At 59.8% G+C, this 20,056-nt stretch carries 11 protein-coding genes; 4 read left to right on the top strand and 7 right to left on the bottom strand.

Annotated features, from left to right (window positions below):
• The first annotated feature begins 35 nt into the window (after positions 1–35).
• Positions 36–1,430, top strand: a complete 1,395-nt coding sequence (locus tag RVY79_RS10615; RefSeq protein WP_317464105.1) for a PLP-dependent aminotransferase family protein — start codon at positions 36–38, stop codon at positions 1,428–1,430.
• Between the two features lie 149 nt (positions 1,431–1,579).
• Here RVY79_RS10615 and RVY79_RS10610 read toward each other — a convergent pair whose 3' ends face one another.
• A complete protein-coding gene (locus tag RVY79_RS10610; RefSeq protein ID WP_317464104.1) occupies positions 1,580–3,673 on the bottom strand; it encodes a methyl-accepting chemotaxis protein in 2,094 nt (697 codons plus the stop codon).
• A gap of 392 nt (positions 3,674–4,065) precedes the next feature.
• Here RVY79_RS10610 and RVY79_RS10605 point away from each other — a divergent pair, with 392 nt between their 5' ends.
• The 3 genes from RVY79_RS10605 (at position 4,066) to RVY79_RS10595 (ending at position 5,971) form a co-directional block, all read left to right on the top strand.
• Positions 4,066–4,668 carry a sigma-70 family RNA polymerase sigma factor gene (locus tag RVY79_RS10605; protein WP_317464103.1) on the top strand — a complete coding sequence of 201 codons (603 nt, stop codon included), beginning with the start codon at positions 4,066–4,068 and terminating at the stop codon, positions 4,666–4,668.
• On the top strand, positions 4,665–5,429 hold the full coding sequence (locus RVY79_RS10600; protein WP_317464102.1) for an anti-sigma factor domain-containing protein: 765 nt from the start codon (positions 4,665–4,667) through the stop codon (positions 5,427–5,429). The genes RVY79_RS10605 and RVY79_RS10600 overlap by 4 nt, the downstream gene beginning before the upstream one ends.
• 110 nt (positions 5,430–5,539) lie before the next feature.
• Positions 5,540–5,971: a hypothetical protein gene (locus RVY79_RS10595; RefSeq protein ID WP_317464101.1), complete on the top strand. Its 432-nt coding sequence runs from the start codon at positions 5,540–5,542 to the stop codon at positions 5,969–5,971.
• A gap of 85 nt (positions 5,972–6,056) precedes the next feature.
• Here RVY79_RS10595 and RVY79_RS10590 read toward each other — a convergent pair whose 3' ends face one another.
• The 6 genes from RVY79_RS10590 to RVY79_RS10565 form a co-directional block, all read right to left on the bottom strand.
• Entirely contained in the window at positions 6,057–8,789 is a 2,733-nt protein-coding gene (locus tag RVY79_RS10590; protein ID WP_317464100.1) for an HAD-IC family P-type ATPase, read from the bottom strand.
• A 58-nt stretch (positions 8,790–8,847) separates the two neighbouring features.
• Complete coding sequence (locus tag RVY79_RS10585) at positions 8,848–11,529, bottom strand: bifunctional acetate--CoA ligase family protein/GNAT family N-acetyltransferase (RefSeq protein ID WP_317464099.1); 2,682 nt, start codon at positions 11,527–11,529, stop codon at positions 8,848–8,850.
• Positions 11,530–11,564: 35 nt separating this feature from the next.
• On the bottom strand, positions 11,565–12,593 hold the full coding sequence (locus RVY79_RS10580; RefSeq protein ID WP_317464098.1) for a zinc-dependent alcohol dehydrogenase family protein: 1,029 nt from the start codon (positions 12,591–12,593) through the stop codon (positions 11,565–11,567).
• A 612-nt stretch (positions 12,594–13,205) separates the two neighbouring features.
• Entirely contained in the window at positions 13,206–15,239 is a 2,034-nt protein-coding gene (gene drt3b / locus RVY79_RS10575) for an antiviral reverse transcriptase Drt3b (protein WP_317464097.1), read from the bottom strand.
• Positions 15,236–16,525 (bottom strand): antiviral reverse transcriptase Drt3a, encoded by a 1,290-nt coding sequence (drt3a, locus tag RVY79_RS10570; protein WP_317464096.1) that lies wholly within the window; start codon positions 16,523–16,525, stop codon positions 15,236–15,238. The genes drt3b and drt3a overlap by 4 nt, the downstream gene beginning before the upstream one ends.
• Before the next feature lie 245 nt (positions 16,526–16,770).
• Entirely contained in the window at positions 16,771–19,971 is a 3,201-nt protein-coding gene (locus RVY79_RS10565; RefSeq protein WP_317464095.1) for a type I restriction endonuclease subunit R, read from the bottom strand.
• Positions 19,972–20,056 lie beyond the last annotated feature (85 nt).

The raw sequence follows: 20,056 nt of genomic DNA, 5'->3' as shown, positions 1-20,056 counted from the left end.
AGTACAATAAAGGCGTCAAAGGTTTTATTGTCACCATGACAATTTGGACACCCGAGCTGCCTGAAGGCGGCCCACGCTACCGGCGTATCGCCGAGGCCATCGCCAAGGGAATCGAACTTGGCGAGCTCGCCCCCGGCGATAAGCTACCGCCCCAACGCCAGCTAGCCGATCGCCTGGGCGTCACCATCGGCACCATTACCCGCGCCTACGCCACGGCGCATCATCAGGGTTGGGTCGACTCACGAGTTGGAAGCGGCACCTATGTGCGCCGGTCGATCGAGGAAGCACCTACCAACTTTCGCGCCGGCCAGCCTCTCGACCGGGGTATGATCGACATGGGCATGAGTCTGCCGCCACCCCACCCGTCAAGAGCCCAGGGCCTGCAACGCGCGCTCGAGCACATCACCGTCTCGCCCGATGCCCTCCAGGCCGCCACGGAATATCAGCCCGAGGCCGGCAACGAGACTCAACGGGCGCGAATCGCCACCTGGCAAGGCAGCCTTGGCTTCCCCGACGATCCAAGCCGCCTGGTGATTACGCAGGGAGGCCAGCACGGCATCCAGCTCGCACTGCAAACGCTCTCTCAGCCAGGCGACCTGGTCGCGAGTGACACCCTCACCTACCCCGGGTTCATCTGCGCCGCCCAACAGGCCCATCTACGCCTGATGGCAGTGCCAATGGACGCCAACGGTCTAGATGTCGATGCCCTGGCCCGGCTGTGCGCTCGGCAACCACCGCGTGTGCTCTACACCACCCCGGATATCAACAACCCGACAGGCGCCCAGCTCGATGAGACACGCCGCAAGCAGCTGGTGACCCTAGCCCGCGAGCACGACATCTGGCTGATCGAAGACGCCGTGCAGTATCTGCCAGAGGCCAATCGTGGCACGCCACTCGTCACGCTAGCGCCAGAGCGCACCTTGCACATCTTCAGCACCTCCAAGGTGTTGGCCGGCGGGCTACGCATCGGCAGTCTTACAGTGCCAGAACGCCTCCTGGAACGCCTGGGGGCGGCGATCCGCGCCCAGAGCTGGATGACACCGCCACTGATGGTAGAGGCGGCCTGTCATTGGATGGAGGATCCCGGCAGCCGAGAACTATTGCACTGGCAGATCGGTGAGCTTGCCGCCCGCCGCGAACTGGCGCTGAAGCGCCTGGCCGCCTATGGACCGCTCAGCCACGAGGGCTCGTCGATAGTATGGCTGCCACTCCCGTCAGGGCGGCGCAGCAGTGAGTTGCAAATCCTGCTGGCGCGACGCGGCGTCAAGGTCTCCACCCCAGAACCATTCTGCATGGGAAGCGAACCAGCGCCGCAAGCGCTGCGACTGTGCCTAGGGCCACCCGTCGACAGCCAATCGCTAGCGCAAGCATTGACGATCATCGACGAGGTCCTCGCAGAAGTGCCGGCCTCCCCCTGGCAGACCCTTTAAGCTCAGGTTTCAAATGCCAGACGACGGTGCGGCACTCATGCATGATATTTCTGACACTCAACCCCCCAGCAAGTCGCCCCTCCCTGCAAAATGAAAAAGCCGCCGGTTGATACCGGCGGCTTCTCGTCATGGCACATTGCCGTGACGCATCAGCTCGTGTGGGAGGCACTCGGCAAGGCGGCAGGTTCGCTCGTGTTCTGGCCACGCTCGCGCAGTGTGAAGGCCCCCACCGTCTCGGCGAGACGTTCCGACTGACCCTTGAGCTCGGCGGCAGCGGTGGCGCTTTCCTCGACCATGGCAGCGTTTTGCTGTGTCATGTTGTCAAGGTCGGTCACCGCCACGTTGACCTGGCTGATGCCGTCGCGCTGTTCGCTGGTCGCGGCGCTGATCTCGTTGAGCACGTCCGTGACGCGTGCCACGCCCTCGACGATCTCGTTCATCGCCGTGCCTGCGCTGCGCGCCAGTTCGGCGCCGCTGTGGGTCTTGCTCGAGGCATTGTCGATCAGCGACTTGATCTCGCGGGCCGCTTCGGCACTGCGCGTGGCGAGTTGGCGCACCTCGCTGGCGACCACCGCGAAGCCACGCCCTTCCTCGCCGGCACGCGCCGCCTCCACGGAGGCATTCAAGGCCAGCAGGTTGGTCTGGAAGGCGATGCCATCCATGGTGGTGACGATCTCGGCGACTTGCTGCGTGGCGGTCTCGATCTCGTCCATGGTCTTGACCACGTCCCCGACGACCTCGCCACCGCGTGTCGCCGACTGACTGGCCGCTTCGGCCAGGCCGCTGGCCTGACTCGCCGAGTCTGCGGTATGCGAGACGGTACTGGTCAACTCCTCCATCGAGGCCGAGGTTTCCTGCAGGCTGGAAGCGGTGGTATCCGTGCGACTGGCGAGATCCTGGCTCGCCGAGGCGATCTCCGAGGACGCCACGCGGACCGAGTCGCTGCTATCGCGGACATCCAACAGCACATCATTCATCTTGTCGGCGAAAGCATTGAACTGTGTCGCCAGCTCGGCGATCTCATTACGTCCACGCACCGGCAAGCGTTGGGTCAGATCACCGCCACCGGACGCGATATCGCGCATGCGTCCGGCCAACTGGCGCAACGGTCGCGACAAGCTGCCGCCCAGCAACCAGCTCACCACCAGGCCCAACGCCGCAATCACCGCACCGACCACGATCATGCCCACCATATCGGCCTGACGCTGCTCCTCGAGAGCCGCCTGAAGGTTATCGGCCCCCGCCATGACCACATCGGCCGGCAGGCGAATCATCACTGTCCACGGCTTGCTGTCTTCCATCAGGCGGAACGGCCAATACAGCTCGATCATCTCGCCCGAAGCGTCGCGCACTGGATCGCCCGTGCCCGCGCGCTTCAACCGCGCCTGAACCGCCTCGGCGAAGACAGCCTCGGCCTGTTTCCCCGCTGCTTCGGGATGCCCGGTATAGGCGGTCACGCCACCGCGTGGCGCGATCAGCGCCATTTCTCCGGCACCTTCAAAGAGCGTCCGGTTGGCCTCGTTCAACAAGGTCTGGATGAAATCCACCGACAGATCGACCCCGGCGCTGCCTCGGAACTCGCCATCGACCATTACCGGCACATTGAACGAGGTCACCATCAAGGTCTTGCCGTTGTAATCGTACGGCGCGGGGTCGATGACGCAGGGCTTCTGGGTCTCGCGTGGGCACAGATAGTATTCACCCTCGCGCACGCCGCTGTCCTGAAGCGTCTCGCTTTCCATGGTCTCGCCGAGGGGCAGCACCTCGATATCGCCATCCTCGGTGCGATACCACCACGGCATGAAGCGACCATTGGGGCCATAGCCCTCGTCTTCACGCCCCACGTAGTTGCTGTCATCGCCGAAGGCGTCGGGCTCCCAGCCGATGAAGGCATCCAGCAGGTCGGGGTTCTCCGCCACGGTATCGCGAATCACGTTCGACAGTTCCTCGCGGGACATCGAGACGCCTCGCTCTGCGCCCATCAGCTCGTTGAGCGAGGCCAGATTGCGTGCCTGGCTCAGCGCCTGACTCAGGCGGGCCTTGATCCGCTCGGCCTGAGTCGAGGCCACGGCATCCAGACGCTGTTCGATGTTTTCCTCGAGCAACTCTCGAGTCTGTTTCTCGACGAACGCTGCCGACCGGGAGTTGGCAAAGGTCGCATAGCCGACCAAGGCCACCACCAGCACCACGATGCAGGCCCCGACCAGCGTCGCAACCAGGGTACGAATAGACTTGAATTGCATGCTCACACCTCCCGCCGTGACGGCTCGTTGGGGAAACATGCAAAAGGCAACGACGCCGATACGGCACCGCCCACCACGTGGTAGCACATGGGCAAGCAAGACAACATGGAAACGATCTCGTTTGGGATAGGATTCGAACGGGAAGAGGCATGGAACCGATGCCCCGTGCCTAACCTATCGGCGTCACGAGCGCGGACTTTAAGGCAACGCGCGAGGCGCTCCCGTTCCGCCAGGGACGTTCGGTTGTGGCCCTGGGCCTACACCGCCGCGAGCAATAGGCGTACATGCTCTGCTTGTAATGGCCCCGGGGGTTTTGCAAACTGCCCCGCGTTGGCGCTGATGCAAGACGCGCCGCTGGCAGCATGCCCAACAACGACGACGGGGAAGGTGGTATGTCCGATGCCTCCAGGGTCTCCGCGACCCCGCAAGACGACAACGCGTCCGCGCCCTCCGCCTCCGGAGACCGCCTGCACGACCTGCTCCGGCGTGTGACCCAGCGTGACCGTCAGGCCTTCGCCCAACTCTACGAGGCCACTTCGGCGAAACTCTACGGCACGGTGCTACGTATCTTGAAGGAATACGGGCGGACGGACGACGTCGTCCAGGAGGCCTATGTCACGATCTGGCAGAAATCGACACAATTCGAAGCCGAGCGCGCCTCGCCGATTGCCTGGATGGTGGCCATCGCCCGCCATGCCGCCATCGACGAGCTACGCCGCCAGCCCCGAGCGCCACACGAGTCGGAAGAGACGCTGTCGCACATGGCCGCCGACACGCCCAGTGCCCGCGAGCACCTAGAACACGAGCAGGATGCCCAACGGCTGTACGCCTGCCTGGAAGCGCTCGAGGCCGACCGCCGGGACATGGTGCGCCGCGCATACCTGGATGGCTGGTCACGCGCCGACTTGGCGGTGCATTTCGAACAGCCGGTGAATACCGTCAAGACCTGGCTCCACCGGGCCTTGAAGCAACTCAAGGGGTGCCTGGCACCATGACCGATCGCGACGATATCGACATGCTGGCTGCCGAGTACGTGCTAGGTACCCTCGAGGCAGACGAACGCGCCGAGGTGGCGCAACGGCGGGAGCACGACGCCGACCTGGAGGCGCGCATTCTCGCCTGGGAGGCGCGCCTCGCCCCACTCGGTGACGAGGTCCGCACGGTCTCCCCGGGGCCGGACCTGCTGGCCAGGATCGAGCGTCGCATCGACGAGCTCGAGACGCCTGTTCGAACAAAACCTACGCCGGACACCGACGCCAACGGTACGGCGCAGTTGATCGCACTGCGCCGCCGCCTGGGATTCTGGCGCGGGAGCACCGCCCTGGCGACGGCCGCAGCGCTGGTGCTGGCGGTGATTCTGCTCTCGCCACTCGGCGAGTCGCCGGACGAACCACCCTTCGTGGCCGTCTTCTCACAGGACGACCAGCAGCCGGCGTTCATGCTCTCCGTCAATCTCGACAATCGCCGACTCAACGTACGTCCGGTGACGGCTAAACCACTGCCGGACCGCTCCTACCAGCTATGGATCAAGGCCGACTCGCTGGGACCCAAGCCCCGCTCGGTGGGCGTGTTGAACGACGACTTGAGCCTGCCGGCCGACGCCCTGAGCGACTACGACTCCGATCTGCTCAAGCAGGCCACCTTCGGCATCAGCATCGAGCCCCCGGGCGGTTCACCCACCGGTCAGCCGACGGGCCCGGCGATTCATGGCTATCTCTACCCCATCGATCGGCAAGCGACATCGCAACACTTGTGATTTTTTTCGCGCCGAGGTGAAACCTTGTGCGCACTCTCCTCGTAACTAGAAGCACGCCCATCCAACTACTTCGCAACGATGGGGCGTGCTCGGAACTCAAGGAGAGAATGATGATGACCAAATTCATGGCAAGCGCATTCGTATCCGCCACCCTGCTCGCCGGCGCTTCCCTGGCCCAGGCGGACATGCACGGTGACATGCATCCACAAGTCTGGGCCGACGATCAGTCTGTCGCGGACGGTACGGTGTCCGCCGAGAAGGTCACGGCGAACAGCAACGGCTGGCTCGTGGTCCACCGCACCGACGAGAGCATGAAACCAGGCCCCGTGGTCGGTCACGCCCCGCTCCAGGAAGGCGAGAACATGGACGTCACCGCACTGCTGACCGAGGACGTCATGCCCGGCGACCACCTGATGTTGATGGTCCACAGCGAGGAAGGCGGCATGGAGCCCGGCGTGTTCGAGTACACCCTCGGCGCCAAGAAAGACGGCCCCATCAAGATGGACGGTAAGCTGGTCACCGACACCATCACCGCGCAGTAACCGTTCTCCGGCATGCCGAGAAACGGAAGGGGCCTGCGGGCCCCTTTTTCATGCCTCGCGTCAACGCCCGACCCGGCCCGCCCCGTCAGGACGATGACGCAGCACTCGGCCGACGCCTGCGCACCAGTTTCTCGACTTCCAGCACCAGCATCATGAGCATGCCGATGCCGATCACTCCGGCGCCATCGGCAAGCGCGACCGAGCGGGTATCGAAGACGGCCTGCATGACGGGCAGGTACGTGAAGGCGAGCTGCGCCACGACGACGGTCGCCACCGCCGCCAGCACGGCGGGCGTGCCCAGCACGCCGCGCCAATGAAACGCACTCCCGTGCAGGTAGCGCACATTGAAGAGGTAGCACACCTCCAGCACCACGATCACGTTGACCACCAGCGTGCGCGCCATGGCCAGCTCGTCGCCCCGGCCCAGGGAGTAGAAGAAAACGCTCAGCGCCGCCGCCATGAACAGCAGCGACACGAAGGCCACGCGCCATATCAGAAAGGGCGTGAGCAGCCCCCGATCGGCGGGACGGGGCCGGCGACGCATGACCTGCGACTCGGCCGGCTCGAACGCCAGGGCCAGGCCGAGCGTGGCCGCCGTGACGAGATTGATCCACAGGATCTGGACGGCGGACATCGGCATGGCCACGTTGAGCGCGAGGGCGGCGATCACGGCCAGCACCTCGCCGCCGTTGGTCGGCAGCGTCCATGCCACCACCTTGCGGATGTTGTCGTAGACCACCCTTCCCTCGTGCACGGCGGCCACGATGGAGGCGAAGTTGTCGTCGAGCAGCACCATGCGCGAGGCCTCCTTGGCCGCGTCGGTGCCCTTGTGGCCCATACCGATCCCTACATCCGCCTGCTTCAAGGCGGGCGCGTCGTTCACGCCGTCCCCGGTCATCGCCACGATGGCGCCGGTCGACTGTAGCGCCCGAACGATGCGCAGCTTGTGTGCCGGCGTGGTGCGGGCGAAGACCGCGGTCTCGACGACCCTGCCGGGCAGGGCGTCGTCCGGAATGGTGTCGAGCTCGCGTCCGGTCAGCACGTGCGGGGCCTCCCCGAGACCGAGCTGGCGCGCAATGGCCGCCGCCGTCGCGGCGTGATCGCCGGTGATCATCTTCACCGCGATGCCGGCGGCGCGACACTCGGCGATGGCCGCGATGGCCTCCTCTCGGGGCGGATCGATGAAGCCCACCAGGCCGAGAAAGCACAGGCCCTCATCGAGGTCGGCGAACTGCAACGTATGGGTCCCCGCCGGCACCGGCTTGACAGCGATCCCCAGCACCCGCTCCCCCTCGCTGGCCGCTTGCGCGATGCGCGCGGCCCAGGCGTCACGGTCCAGCGCCACGCTTTGCTCCCCCGATGCCTGCGCCGTGCACAGCGCCAGCAGCTCATCGGGTGCGCCCTTGACGAAGATCCGGCAGCCGCCCGCCGCATGACGGTCGAGCGTGGCCATGAAGCGATGCCGGGCATCGAAAGGAATCGCATCGAGGCGCGTCCACTCTCGGCGCAGCTCCCCCGGCGCCAGCCCCGCCTTGAGCGCCAGCGCCACCAGCGCGCCCTCCATCGGATCGCCCACCACATGCCACTCGCCCTCGACCTGGTGCAGCCGGGCATCGTTGCACAGCACTCCGGCCAGGATGAGCCGCTCGGCATCCGCCCGCCACTGCTCGACGTTCTCGGCCTCCGGCTCGGTCGTCAGCCGCCCCACCGGCGCATAGCCCGCACCGCTCACCGTGATCGCGCCACCTGGCACGTCCAGCCGGCACGCCGTCATCTCGTTGCGCGTCAGGGTGCCGGTCTTGTCGGAGCAGATGACCGAGGTGGCGCCCAGCGTTTCCACGGCGGGCAGTTGCCGGATCGCCGCGTTGCGGCGCGCCATGCGCTGCACGCCGATCGCCAGCGTGATGGTGATGACCGCCGGCAGGCCCTCGGGGATGGCTCCCACCGCCAGGGCCACCACGATGATGAGGGCCTCCGGCCAGGCAAGGCCACGCGCCAGCACCGCGAAGGCGAACAAGGCGGCGGCCACGCCCAGGGTGATCCAGGTGAAGCGATTGATCTGACGCAGCAGCGGCGTGGTCAAGGGCGCCACGTCGCCCAGCAACGCGCTGATCTGCCCGATCTCGGTCTCGCGACCCGTGGCCACGACGACCCCGGTAGCCTGCCCGGTCGCCACCAGCGTGCCCGAGTACGCCATGCAATGCCGCTCGCCGAGCGCGGCCGTCGCCGGTGCCGGCGCCGCCTGCTTTTCCGCCGCCACCGACTCCCCGGTCAGCACCGCCTCCTCGATGCGCAGCGCCCTGACCCGCACCAGACGCACGTCCGCCGGCACCCGGTCGCCCGCTTCCAACAGCACGATGTCGCCGGGGACGAGCGTCTCGACCGGCACCTGCATGCGCCGCCCGTCGCGTAGCACATGGGCCTGCGCGGCGATGAGCTCGTGAATCGCCTGCAGCGCCTTTTCCGCCCGGCCTTCCTGGATGAACCCTACCAGTGCATTGACCAGCACCACGCTGACGATGACCGCCGCATCGACCAGGTGCCCCAGCAATGCCGCCGCCCCGGCCGCCGCCAGCAGAAAGTAGATCAAAGCGTTGTGGAAATGCGCCAGGAAGCGGCCCAGTGGCGACCGACCCGCCACGCTGGGCAGCCGATTGGGGCCGTGGCTGGCCAGGCGACGGGCCGCCTCGTCCGGCGCGAGGCCTTCGGGCGAACTCGCCAACGCCGCCAGCACGTCATCGACCGCCTGCGCATGGGGCGCCGCGAGGGTGTCATCGGGCGAGGTCGTGCCGCCTCGCGTCGCCGAAGGTGCCTGCATCTTGTCTCCTCGAGGATCGGCCAGGGCGCCCGGCCGCTTGTCGCCATGGATCGGATCGTTACGGCGCGGGTCGTGTCAGATCGAGACTCAGCGTCACGGTATCCACGGTGTCGCCGGCGGGCTGCGTCACGAAGCCCAGTTCCGCCGCCATTTGCCGCATGGCGTGGTTTTCTCGCAGCACGTCGGCGAAGATCTGACGGATGCCGCTCTCGCGGGCGTAGCCGATAATCTGCTCCATCAGCCGATAACCGAGGCCGGTGCCCTTCATGTCACTACGCACCATGATCGCGAACTCGGCCTTTTCCTTGTCGGGATCGGCGGAAAGCCGCACCACGCCGACGATGGCCGACTCCCCCGGCGCGGTCGCCACGAAGGCCATCTCGCGGTCGTAGTCGATCTGCGTCAGGCGCGCGGCGAAGGCATGATCGAAAGGCTTGATGGCCGCGAAGAAACGCAGCCGCACATCCTCGGGCGAGGAATGGCGCAGCATCTCGACCAGCGCGCCCTCGTCCTCGGGGCGAATGGGCCGCAGGCCGTAGCGCTGCCCGGCCCGCGTTTCTATTTCTTCCTCTAGCTGCTGCGGATACGGCCGAATCGCCAAGGGTTTTCGCTGATCACCCTCGGCGCGGACCACAATGCGCGCATCCAGGGCGATCACCCCGTCGGCATCCGTCAGCAGCGGATTGATGTCGAGCTCGACCACGCGCGCCAGGTCGCTGACCAGTTGCGAGACCTTGATGAGCGTCGACGTCACTGCCTCGAGATCGGCCGCCGGGCGGTCCCGATAGCCGCGCAACAACCGCGCCACGCGCGTCGAGGCGATCATGTCCCGCGCCAGCAGTGGATTGAGCGGCGGCAGCCCCACCACCCGGTCGCCGATGACCTCGACCGCCGTGCCGCCCTGGCCGAACACGATCACCGGCCCGAAGAGGCTGTCTTCGGCGACGCCCACGATCAACTCATGCGCGCCCGGCCGTCGAATCATCGGCTGTACGTTGAAGCCCTCCACGCGGGCCTCTGGCTGGGCACGCCGCACCGCCGCAAGCATGTCCTCGGCGGCCTGCGTCACGGCGCCGGGCGAGGCCAGATTCAACTGCACCCCACCGACATCCGATTTATGCGAAATATCCGGCGAGAGGATCTTCAGCACTACCGGAAAACCCAGCCGCTGCGCCACCTGGCTGGCCTCCGCCGGGGTCCGCGCCACGATGGCGGGCACCGTGGGGATGTCATAGGCCGCGAGCACCGCCACCGCCTCCGGCTCGGTCAGCACGCGCCGCCCCGCCGCGATCACGCCGTCGATGACCGCCTCCGCCTTGGCGGAGTCGAGGATGACGGCCTCGGCCAGCGCCGGGGGCGTTTCCATCAGTGCCTGCTGATTGCGGCGATAGCTGAACAGGTGCGAGAAGGCCCGGATGGCCTGCTCAGGCGCCTCGTAGGTGGGCAGGCGCTGCGCGGCGAACAGATGCCGCGCCTCGTCGGGCGCGCCCTCGCCCAGCCAGCAGGTCAGCACCGCCGCCTGCCGCGTGCCGAGCGTCTCGACCACCGCTCGGGCCGCGTCCAGGCTATCGGCGACCGCCGCCGGGCAGTTCATGACCAGAATCGCATCCGCGCCGCGCTCATCGAGCAGGGCCTCGAGGGCGAGCGCGTAGCGCCTCCCCGGCGCATCGCCCAGAATGTCCACGGGATTGGCATGCGACCACGCCTCGGGCAGCGCCCCGTTCAGCCGCACCCGCGTCGTCTCGGCGAGTTCGGCTAGGTGCCCGTTCACGGCGGCCAGCGCATCCACCGCCAGCACGCCGATGCCGCCGCCATTGGTGAGGATCGCCAGCCGGCTGCTCTTCACACGGATGCCGGTGGCCAACGTACCCGCAGCCTGGAACAGCTCGTCCAGCGTCGCCACCCGCAGCATTCCCGCACGCCTAAACGCCGCGTCGTAGACGGCATCCGCTCCGGCCAGCGCCCCCGTATGAGATAGCGCCGCCTTGGCTCCCGCCGCGCTGCGGCCGGCCTTGACCACCACCACCGGCTTGTTGCGCGAGGCCATGCGCGCCGCCGAGAGAAACTTGCGCACCTCGGTCACCGCCTCGACGTAGAGCAGGATCGAGCGGGTCTTGGGGTCCAGGGCCAGGTAGTCGAGCATGTCGCCGAAATCGACATCGCTCATCGCCCCCAGCGAGACGACGTGCGAAAAACCGATGCCGCGCGCCGAGGCCCAGTCGAGAATGGACGTCGCCACCGCGCCGGACTGGGTCACGAAGGCGACATCGCCCTTGGCAGGCGTGAGATGCGCGAAACTGGCGTTGATGCCCATGTGCGGCGCCAGGATCCCCAGGCAATTGGGCCCGACGATGCGCATCAGATAAGGCTTGGCGGCATCGAGCATCACCTGCTTGAGCGCCATGCCCTCGGGGCGCGCGCCCTCGCCGAAGCCCGCCGAGATCACCACCGCCGCGCGGCAGCCACGCTCGCCAAGCTCGCGGATCAGCTCCGGCACGCTCTCCGCCGGCGTGGCGATGATCGCCAGATCCGGGGCCAGCGGCAGCTCGGCGATGCTGTGGTAGTTGAGGGTCGAGCGGATGGCCCGCGCGTGCGGGTTCACGGTCAGAATGGGCCCCGCGAAACCGGCCTCCAGCAGATTGCGCGCCAGCACCGCCCCTACCGAGCCCGGCCGGTTGCTCGCCCCGATCAGGGCGATCGTGGCCGGGGCGAACAACGCATCCAGATTGCGAATCGACATCGGGCCTCTCCGGTCCGTTCAGCGAGCGGCGGCCATCAGGCGGTCAGCAGCATCTTGATGGCCTTTTCCGAAGCGGCACGCGAGAACACCTCGTACGCCTTTTCGATCTCGTCCAGCGCGAAACGATGGGTGATCAGGCTTTCGGCATCGATGCCGCCGGCCTCGAGGAAGCGCATGAGCACGGGAATGGTATTGGTGTTCACCAACCCGGTACGGACCGTGACGTTCTTGATCCACAGCTCCTCGAGGCGCAATTCGACGCTGCGGCCATGCACGCCGATGTTGGCAAGCCGCCCGCCCGGACGCAGGATGCGCTGGCAGGTATCGAACGACTCGGGGATGCCCACCGCCTCCATGGCCACGTCGACGCCCTCACCGTCGGTGAGCGACATGATCGTCTCTACCGGATCGGCACTGACGGAATCGGTCGCGCCCAATTCACGCGCCACGGCCAGGCGGTTCTCGTCAGGGTCGACCATGATGATGCGCGCAGGCGAATAGAAACGTGACGTCAACAAAGCGGCCAGCCCGATGGGCCCCGCGCCGACGATGGCGACGGTATCCCCTAGCCTGACCTCGCCGTTCAATGCGCCGATCTCGTGGCCGGTGGGCAGGATGTCGCTCAGCATCAGAGCCGCGGCAGGCTCCAGCCCCGGCGGCAACCGGTACAGGCTGTTGGCGGCATGCGGAATGCGCACGACCTCGGCCTGGGTGCCATCGATCTTGTGACCGAGAATCCACCCGCCATCGCGACAATGCGCGTACATACCCTGCTTGCAGTAATCGCAGTGCCCGCACGACGTGATGCACGAGATCAGCACCTGATCGCCGACCGCGAGGCCGCTGACGCCCCCGCCGACCTCCTCGATCACCCCGATGCCTTCATGGCCCAGGGTGCGCCCCGGCGTCACCGCCGGTACATCGCCCTTGAGGATGTGCAGGTCGGTGCCGCAAATGGTGGTATGCGTCACCCGCACGATGGCATCCGTGGGTTGCTCAATTGCGGGCCGCTCCTTCTCCTTCCAGGCCCGCTGTCCCACTCCCTCATAGACAAGCGCTTTCATGTCGACCTCCACGGGTCACGCCCACCGCGACTCGGCAGGCACTTTGACTGAGTATAGAAAAGGGCCAGGGAAAAGGAGTTGATTCGGGTCAAGTTTTGGAAGTGACGTTGTCTATTAGCGAGCTCATTACGTAGGGCCACCATCCGCGGCTCAACTTGGGCAGTGGAAGCACGGAAGCACGGAAGCACGGAAGCACGGAAGCACGGAAGCACTTCGAGGGTGGTCGGCCAGCCGGCCTTGTAACTGCGACCAAGGGATTATGGGTTGGACTCAACGCGTACCAATGTTCGCTAACGCCTGTGATATCAGAACATCGCAGAGTCGCTTACCGCCTCTACCGACCTTCAGGTGTCTACGGCGTCGACAGCAAGTAGACACCGTTCCAGCGGATCTTCAAGGCAAGAGGGGGATACATTTCTATAGCTTTCAAGAGAGATAGTGTGGCAGACAGCCTCAGCATCAGGTGTGTGGACTTACAAGCATATAACTTGCAACTCCTCAACTTCACCCAAGCAACAAACTTGCGATTTATTTCCTGAGCGAAGCGAAAACATTTGCGCTAAACGCAAATAAAGCAATCTGAGCCATCTGCCACTCACTTAAGGTAGCACATCAGTATGGCCTTTTCAATTCTTTCCTTTCCAAGGCTTTTATCAAGTCAAGTCCTTTCCACTTCACAAACCAATACGTTTGTGACAGCTGGTCAAACACCTCGTCGAAATCAATAGATGCAACATCTAAGCTCTTTTCATATCTTGACATATATTTTTTCAAAAGCTCTTTCTTTACATCTTTCTCCACGAACGGGCAGCAAATCAAGTCTAGAAAAATATGGACAGACTCTGAGTCTTTTAAAAGGTCAAATCCCTTCCTATCCAGCCTATCGGCTGCAAAAGCAACAACCTTCTTCCGATCATCATCAAAAACAGCATAATCCCGATAACAATAAAGGAGGCATATTATATCGAAATAAGTAACGTCTTCAGGATCTGCACCACTAAAAGACAGTAATGACTTAGGTATCGCAAAGTTCTCACCAAACTCACTTGTTGCTATTACAATATTTAGCCTTTCAAGCGAAATATAGCCATTACGGTCGTCATTTTTTTCTCTATCAAATTTTAGCCTCTCAACATTTGCCATAATTACGGACCTATAGGCTGACAAATGCTTTTCTAAATTTTCTTGCAAAAACTGATCAATCACAACAATTGATTTGGCGACTTTTTCTGAAGCTGAAACTGATGGACTGACGCTGTAAAAAAAGAACACCAACCTCATTATAATAATAAACGCATCTCTTACCTTTATACTTAATTCGTGATCTTTCTTCTCTTCCTTCGTGTATCGACCATAACTTTCCACCAAAAGCAGAACGCGTTTATATAACACTCCCACAACATAAGGAGACACCTCAGAGTAACCCACCCCCTCATTCCCCATAATTACCTTTATTTTGTTTATAAAATACTGCTCAAACTTATCTGCTCGACTTATCTTGCTAGGTACAACCAAACTCTTTCCGTGACTCTCTTTCTTATAGAAAAGGGTATCTTCCAAGCCTGCAATAGCATCATTCACCCCAACGACCACTCTAGACTTGTAAGTAAAAAAAGGACGACAGATCTTCTCTGTCTTTGACTCACTCAAATAAAGATTGTAATCTGACAAATTATCTTCTATTGCATCATACACCTTTTTTGCAATATTCTTATTCTTAGCAAATATCAAATAATCATCAACATACCTAACAACCTCATAATCACTCCCCAAAAAAATCTCTTTTTTGTCTTCCAAATCTTTTTCTATATTGAGATCTATATCTTGAAATAAGATCTCTGAAAACACACGACTAAACTCTGCTCCGACAGGCACCCCATTTGTTTCATTATTGTTACTTCTTTGCATTACAGTATCAATTCTTTGGCAAAACTGGTTGCCATATCTCACATAGCTTTTAACAAAACCCTTATTCTTAACAGCCCATGAAATGGTATGTGTGTAGATGGTATCAAAGCAGTTCGCAACATCAACAACCCACATCTGTGGAAAACGTTTCTCAAGATCAAAATATCTTGTAGAATTAAAGAACTTGTAAAGGCGATCAAAGCCACCATAGCTAAAAAATGAAGAAGCATGCTTTCTTTTCAAGTCTTCTTCGATCGTTTCAATATTTACTTCTTTATACTTATTTATGGACTTATCATCCACATCATAGAATGAACTCCCAACCTTTACAGGTCTCCTTATGGAAAATGATCCAACACCACATAAATATGTTATCGCATCAGCATAATCTTTATATATCATGCAGTAATTTTTCTGAGACCTTGGATGGATCAGAGAAAGCGTTCTCAGACTAGTCTCATTTTTTATTATTTTATACTTCATAGGATAACTTTGTTGATTTTGCTCCTTAAACTTATCCTTGGAATTCAACCCATCCTTATGGGAGGGCGAAACCAAGCTAGCATATAATGAACCGACTACATCAAAACCGTTATATTTATTTTTCATGGCCTTATGGTGATTGATATACAAACCATCGTTAGAAAAAATAATGGGGACATCTGATGGTGAAGTATCAGTTAAAACTGCCCTCATATAGTCCTTTTTATCTAGCTTTATCTTCCTTGACTTACTCATCTCCACACCTCAACTATCTTTGAGAGACGATTAAAGCTAAATCTTTTATGAACTCTATTCTCGAAACCATAAGAAAAGCTAAACTGAACAATCTCTTTTCTACGCTCGTTATTTAGCTTTGAAGAATAAACCTTAGACAACCTACTAGAACTACCAAAAGCCAAGTGCCTTAAAAAATCATCAAGATGAGAAAGCTGCTTTGACGGAAAATCACAAGCAGAGCTGTTATAATAAATACCTACCGGTATAACAGTAGACTTATCTTTTTTAACAAAATTCCTGTTTGTTGTTAAGAACCTGACTCTATCTTTTAGTAAACTATAATCTCCTGTTTTACCAAAAGAAAAAAAGGCTTTACATAGCTTCTCCTTGATCCGCTTTACTTTTCTAGGCGAAATATCAACATTTACAACTCTAAAGCTTGAAGTTGCTTCTCTAGAATTCTCTTCTTCTTGGTCACCATTCTTGACCAGCGGTAAAACTGAGTCTAAAATAGAAAACCTAAAACCCAAATAATCAAAAACACCTACTATTTTATCATTGTGTAAACTACCTGCCTTCTTCCTTTTCCCAACTTTTATCACCTCCTCTTTTTCGTGATTGAAGAGAAGCCCTTTGGGAAGAGCATTTTTCAATTCATCCACAAAACCCTTCTCATCGACACTACTGGAAGTTATTATTAACAAATCGTCGACAAATCTTGAGTAAAAGAAAACCTCTCTTCGTGACAAAACATACCTGTCAAAGTTAGTGAGATATATCTCAGAAAGAACAGCGCTCGTTTCGACTCCTCTCGGGACACTAACTTCTTCTTCACCTCTAAAAAACCTCATCTTCTTGTCAAGAATATTTCTCGTATGCATTGACAACCCTTTCAAGTTACCAACACAGCTTTTCAACTCTTTTCCGTCGATACTCTCAAAAAAAGACTTTATATCAAGACGATATATATTATAAGGAGTTCCATCAAGCAAGAAAACTCTAATTTCTCTTGCTATCTGCGACCTTGACTTATTCTGTTGCCTAAATGACTTTCTTAGGTGAGAGGCACAAGTCCTAAATACTAGTTTTTGAGATAGATCCCATATAGAAAAACTCTTTTTCTTTCCTATCTGGAAGCTATTATATAAAACACCATCTGGAAACAAAGCATCTGCTTGCTGAACCGCTTTTTCAACGACACCTCTCCTGTATTCGTCATCCAAAAGAAACTCATCGTTGTAAAAATCTTCTTTCGTGAAGTGCCTTGCTAGAGTTGACTCATTAAAAGCTTGTATCCTAGTCAAAATACCCTCCTTACTTTCCCTACGAATCTCCAGGCTAAACTCACCTCCCCCTCCACATTGTCTATTTTAACTTCCCCTCTTTCTTAATAAACTCAAACTTTTCTTTCCATGAATTATTGTCATCCGCTCCAGCGCACAAACAACTTGAAGCCATTCTTATTGCAAATACACGCAATAAAAATGCCACTGTGAATTGGGGCAGCCACTCTTTAACCCACGCCTTTACTATCCGGCAATTCGACAACTCATTTATTTGGCTGCTCATTTCGTCCCGATCTCCCCGCCAGAAGCTTGAGGATCAACAGCGCAAACTGCCTTCCTGTCTCCTCATCCTCCAGCAGCGGCATGCTGAGCTTTTCGTGATCGTTCATGGCGTCGAGCACGGCGTCGGTGACTTTCTTCGGGAATAATCCGTGCATCACTTGGCCTTCGCTATGGCTGCGCACCTGGTCCATTACCGCTTCGTCGCGTTCGATGCGGTCGGCGATGCCATTGGCGAAGTGCAGCTTGTCGTCGTCGCTGACTTCAGACCCATAGAGGTCGTTGAGGCGGTCGATGATCTCGGCGAGGCGTTGTTTCTCGGGGTCGTGGGGCTTGCCGGAGCCAACGTCGGTGCCGGGTTTGAGCGGCTTCCCCTCGGCGACTTCCAGCTTCAGTTGTTGTTCGGCGCGCTTGGTCATGCGGTAGTGGGTCAGTTCCAGTTCACTGACATCGACCGGGTCTTCGTCCGTCAGTCGCTCACTCCGCAGTAGAGGCTGGAGGTGCTTGGCGTAAACGCACAGTTGTTCCAGTTCCAGATCGTCGAAGGTGATGATCTGGCTGAGAAACTCGTAGGAGCGCACGAAGCTGGTGAGATTCTTGCGAAAGAGATCGAGCTCGTCGAGGGAGGTGCCGGCGTCCTTTAGCTCCTGCTCGGCGCGTAGGCGGCCTTTTTCATCGTCGTTTTGCTCGGCCTGTTGGCGCGCCTCGGTCCAGGTGTCGATCTGGTCGAGCAGCGCGCTATAACGCTTCTGAAAACGGTCCTGCGCGGGCTGGCAGTAATAGCTGAGGCTGGAAGCCGGCGCCTTGGGGTCATAGAAAGCCTTGGCGAAGGCCTCGACTTCCTGCCAGTGGTAGATGCCAGCAGCGTCCAGCGTGCGCTTGAGGTCGAACACCACCTGCGGGTCGGAGACGCCCTCCAGCTCGGCCTGCCGGTAATACGGCGCGAAGGCATCGAGAATATCCTTGGCGTCGTTGTAGAAGTCGAGGACGAAGGTTTCCTTGCCAGGGTATAGCCGATTGAGCCGCGAGAGAGTCTGTACGCAGTCCACGCCCTGAAGCTTCTTGTCCACGTACATGGCGCACAGCTTGGGCTGATCGAAGCCGGTCTGAAACTTGTTGGCGGCGATCATGACGTTGTAGTTATCAGTATCGAAGGCGTCCGCCAGATCGCGGCCGTTGAGCCCTGGGTTGAGTCGCTGACTGGTCTCGGTGACCTCCTCGGGAATCACCTCATCCGGGGCGACGGCGCCTGAGAACGCCACCAGCGGATGCACGTTTTTATAGCCCTTATCGGCGATGTAATCGCGCATGGCTAGCTGATAGCGCACGGCTTCCTGCCGACTGGCGGTGACCACCATGGCCTTGGCCTGGCCGTCGAGCAGATGGCGCACATTGGCGCGAAAATGCTCGACGATGATCTCCACTCGCTGCGAGATATTGTAGGGATGCAGACGCACCCAACGTGCCAGGGTTCGAGACGTCTTCTTGGACTCCACCTCCTGGGCATCGGCCTCCGGGTGGGCCAGTCTCCACGCGGTACCGTAGGTAACGTAATTCTTGAGCACATCGAGAATGAAACCTTCCTCGATGGCCTGCCGCATGGAGTAGAGGTGGAACGGTTCGGGCTTGTTATCGTCACTCGCGGGGAGCGTCGGGTCGGGCGGACGGCCGAATAGCTCCAGCGTCTTGGCCTTGGGGGTAGCGGTAAACGCGTAATAGCTGATGCGCTCGCTGGGGCGGCGGGCGGTCACGGCGGCATCCATCAACGCTTCTGAACTGACTTCCTCATCGTCTTCTACGTTTTCCCCCGCAGCGGCCAACAGCGCTTTGAGCTTGCTGGCTGAGCTGCCGGTTTGCGAGGAATGGGCCTCGTCGGCGATCACCGCGTAGCGACCCTCGGCAAGCTGGGGGCGTTTGTCCAGGGCATCGAAGAGCGCCGGAAACGTCTGGATGGTGACGATGATGATGCGCGTATTGCTGGCCAAAGCGTCGGCGAGCTGTTCGGATTTGCTCTGGTTGCCGGTGTCACGCGTAATCGGACACACCACACCATGGGCGTGCTCGAACTGATAGATGGTGTTCTGCAATTGGCTGTCGAGCACGGTGCGGTCGGTGACGACGATCACCGAATTGAACAGCTTCGTGCCGTCATCGTCGTAGAGATTGGCCAGTTGGTGAGCCGTCCAGGCGATGGAGTTGGACTTGCCCGACCCCGCGCTGTGCTGCACGAGATAGCGCCCACCGGGGCCCTCCTCGCGCGTGACGTGAATCAACTGGTTGACCGCTTCCCACTGGTGATAGCGCGGGAAGATCAGCGTTTCCTTGGTCTGGCGGCGACCGTGGAAATCCTCGGTGGTCTTTTTCTCCAGATGCAGAAAACGTCCCAGGACTTTCAACCAGGCATTGGGTTGCAGCACGTCCCGCCAGAGATAATCCGTCGCGTAGCGGTATTCGTCAGTGGGCGGAGGATTGCCGGCACCGCCTTCCTCGGTGCCCTTGTTGAAGGGCAGAAACATGGTCTGATCGCCGGCCAGGCGCGTTGTCATCGCGACCTCATCCTGACTGACGGCGAAATGCACCAAGGCCCCGCGCTTGAAGGCCAACAGCGGCTCGACCTTACGCGTGACCGGGTCCTTGAGCGGCCGGTCCTTCCGATATTGGCGCTTGGCGTTTTCCACTGGCTGCTTGAACGCGCTTTTGAGCTCCAACGTCGCGGTAGGAATACCGTTGACGAATAGCACCAGATCCAAGCGCGGATTGTACGCTTGACCGCCCTGGCCCTTCTCACGGGCATGCGGTGAGTACGAGACCTCCGGCACCACGCGCAGGCGATTGGCGCGATAGCGGGCGAGCGAGTCCGGGTTCATGACGTGATCGGGCTGGAAGCTGCACAAATCGAGCTTCACGCCCGGCACTTTGAAGCCATGACGCAATACTTCCAGAGTGCCGGCCCGATCCAGCTCGCGGGCGACCTTCTGAATCAGCACCGTCTCCGACGCGCGGGGATTGGCCTTGCAGAACTTGTCCCAACGCTCGGGCCACGCTTCCCGCTGATAGGCGATCACGTCTTCGGTGTAGAGCGCCGTGGCACGGTCATAGCCGCTAGCGGTGCCGACCTGCCAGCCCCCAGCCACCATGGCCTCGATAATGTCCTGCTGGAATCGGTGTTCCCGGCTGTCCGCCATATCATTCCCTGCGCTCGGCGTAATCTTTTGAAACAGCCTAACGGTTTGAGAGCATAAGGAGAAGTCTACTTAGGACGGTGCATTA

The sequence above is a fragment of the Chromohalobacter sp. HP20-39 genome, assembly GCF_033052815.1.
In the GTDB taxonomy this organism is placed as follows: domain Bacteria; phylum Pseudomonadota; class Gammaproteobacteria; order Pseudomonadales; family Halomonadaceae; genus Chromohalobacter.
The sequence above is the reverse complement of the archived record's forward strand: the minus strand, read 5'-3'. Positions and strand labels throughout refer to the sequence as shown.